Source organism: Sporomusa sp., from assembly GCF_057736855.1.
The window spans coordinates 1-2,569 of sequence record NZ_JBYKYF010000371.1; the positions used below are offsets into that span (position 1 = coordinate 1).

3 protein-coding genes are annotated in these 2,569 nt (G+C 41.9%); all 3 read left to right on the forward strand.

Annotated elements, in window-relative coordinates; all coding sequences use genetic code 11:
• The first annotated feature begins 95 nt into the window (after positions 1–95).
• Complete coding sequence (locus AC29Z1_RS16360; RefSeq protein WP_488272517.1) at positions 96–845, forward strand: thiamine pyrophosphate-dependent enzyme; 750 nt, start codon at positions 96–98, stop codon at positions 843–845.
• Entirely contained in the window at positions 845–1,399 is a 555-nt protein-coding gene (locus AC29Z1_RS16365) for a 2-oxoacid:ferredoxin oxidoreductase subunit gamma family protein (protein WP_488272518.1), read from the forward strand. Before AC29Z1_RS16360 ends, AC29Z1_RS16365 begins: the two co-directional genes overlap by 1 nt.
• A gap of 119 nt (positions 1,400–1,518) precedes the next feature.
• Positions 1,519–2,220 carry a nucleotide-binding protein gene (locus tag AC29Z1_RS16370; protein WP_488272519.1) on the forward strand — a complete coding sequence of 234 codons (702 nt, stop codon included), beginning with the start codon at positions 1,519–1,521 and terminating at the stop codon, positions 2,218–2,220.
• The last annotated feature ends 349 nt before the right edge of the window (positions 2,221–2,569 follow it).

The window sequence follows — 2,569 nt, forward strand, 5'->3', positions numbered from 1 at the left end:
CGTACATTTCTACGGTCGGACAGGCGGCAACATGCCTACAACCGATGAACTATATCAAGAAATACTGAAAATCGTTGCTGAAGGAGGAGAGTAGGATGGAAGAAAAACTATTTGCCATTACTCAAGGGTTAAAAGATACACCAACTCACTATTGTCCTGGCTGTCATCACGGCATTATTCACAGGCTGATTGCTGAAGTAATTGAGGAACTGAATGTTATTGAAAAGACCATATTGGTTGATCCCGTAGGGTGCTCGGTTCTTGCTCATAACTATTTTAATTTTGACGCGATTCAAGCCGCTCACGGGCGGGCACCAGCCGTGGCTACTGCTGTTAAACGGGTGAAACCTGATGCGGTGGTATTCACCTATCAGGGTGATGGTGACCTGGCTGCTATTGGCTGTGCAGAAATTGTGCATGCCGCTATGCGTGGCGAAAATTTTACCGCAATATTTATCAATAATGCGATTTATGGAATGACAGGCGGACAGATGGCTCCTACGACGCTTGAAGGCCAAGTTACAGCAACTTCACCTTATGGGCGGAAACCAGAGTTAGCGGGTATGCCGATAAGGATATCGGAAATGTTAGCTACATTGGAAGCGCCTAGGTATATCGCGCGAGTTGCTGTAAACACTCCGGCAAATGTTAACAAAGCCAAAGCGGCTATTAAAGAAGCATTTACAAAACAACTCCGTGGTGAAGGCTTCACATTTGTAGAAGTGTTGTCTACTTGTCCGACGAACTGGGGGATGAGTCCGGTCAAAGCCAATAAGTTTGTTGAAGAAAACATGATGCCATACTTCCCCCTAGGAGTTTTTAAGAATTCGGAGGGAAAACAATAATGACACATGAAATAATTTGTGCAGGATTCGGTGGACAAGGAGTATTACTTATTGGACGATTGGTAACTTATGCAGGGATGTTGGCTGGAAAACAGGTATCCTGGATGCCTGCCTATGGACCAGAAATGCGCGGCGGTACAGCTTCATGTTCAGTGATTGTTTCGGACAACGCAGTTGCTTCGCCGGTTGTATCCAAACCAACCGTTTTGGTTGCAATGAATCAGCCTTCGCTTGAAAAATTTGAGCCAGCAGTTGAACCTGGCGGAGTGGTAATAATCAATAAATCACTCAGCGATATTTCTGTTACACGGGATGATATAACTGCTTACTATGTTCCTCTCAACGACCTTGCTTTGGAAGTCGGCAATGCACGGTATGCTAATATGGTTGCGTTAGGAGCATTGATCGGTGCGACTGATATGGTTCATCTTGAGGAAGTTAGAAAGACACTTGCTAAAAATTTTGTTAAAAAACCGGAAGTAGTTGAGCCTAACATGCAAGCCGTTATGCGCGGCGTACAGTTTGTACATGATATTAAAAACTCTAAAAATTAAATATTGCAATCTTTGCGAGCTGTTATGATATGGTTTTTGGATATGGTTTGGTTTAGGCAGGGAGACATGATTACGGGCTGTTTCCCTGCCTAAATTTAGTTAGAGGCGGGGTGAAATAAATGGAAGTTAACACTGAGAAAAGTGTGTTTGTAAATAGTAGTTCTAAATTAACTATATTTCTTGGAGAGTATGGAAGCGGGAAAACTGAGCTTGCTATAAATTATGCTTTGCAATTGAAGAAGCTGGGTTATAATACTGCACTTATTGATATGGACATTGTAAAGCCTTATTTCCATAGTCGTGAGCATAGAAATTTATTGGAGCAGCAAGGCGTAGAGGTTATAGCTGCAGATCAAAGGCTGACAAACGCAGAACTGCCAGTGCTTCCTCATAATCTAAATAAGATGCTTGGCCAAAATGATTATAAAGTGGTAATGGATGTTGGCGGGAGAGACTCCGCCATCGTGTTGGGACAATTCTTCGAAAAAATTGTTGATATTCCGTACCAGGCCATGCTTGTGGTAAACGTTCTACGTCCATTTACCAGTACGGTTGAAGGTGTACTGGAAGTATATCGGCAGATTGAAAATGCATGTGGTCTTAAGATATCTAGTCTTATCAGCAATACCAATTTAGGTAGTGATACGACGTATCAGCATATTCAACAAGGTATTGCTTTAGTAGAGGCTGTGTCTAAGCACTTAACGCTACCAATTCACTCTGTTGTGGTACCTAAGTGGCTGTGGCAGGGAGAAAAGATATGTACACAACATAATGTTTTCTTTTTATATCCGTATACACAGTATCCCTGGCAAAAATGATCTAGTCTGACCGACTAGATCACAGCGAAAAATTTGTGGCCAGAGTAACATTTGGCCTAGATGTTGATAATAAAAAAATTCAGGGGCAGAGTGGATGCATGGAAATATAAGTAAGCGTCAAAGAAAACCCACCTAGTAAAAAAGACCACCTGAAGTGAAATAAACAATACGTCCCTTAGCGCGAAATGCTCTATCTAGTAGCGAATAATATCATAAAAAATGGACCCAGCGTTATCATGACTGGAATATGGTATTAAATCATTTAGCAATGCTTTTTGAAAACCGCCGCACTATTTAATTGTCCATAAAGTATAATTCCCTGGATCGAAGCATTCACGCTAACGCGTGC

Coding starts and splice junctions, on each gene's coding strand:
- AC29Z1_RS16360 (WP_488272517.1), top strand. CDS start 96: ATGGAAGAAAAACTATTTGCCATTACTCAAGGGTTAAAAGATACACCA.
- AC29Z1_RS16365 (WP_488272518.1), top strand. CDS start 845: ATGACACATGAAATAATTTGTGCAGGATTCGGTGGACAAGGAGTATTA.
- AC29Z1_RS16370 (WP_488272519.1), top strand. CDS start 1,519: ATGGAAGTTAACACTGAGAAAAGTGTGTTTGTAAATAGTAGTTCTAAA.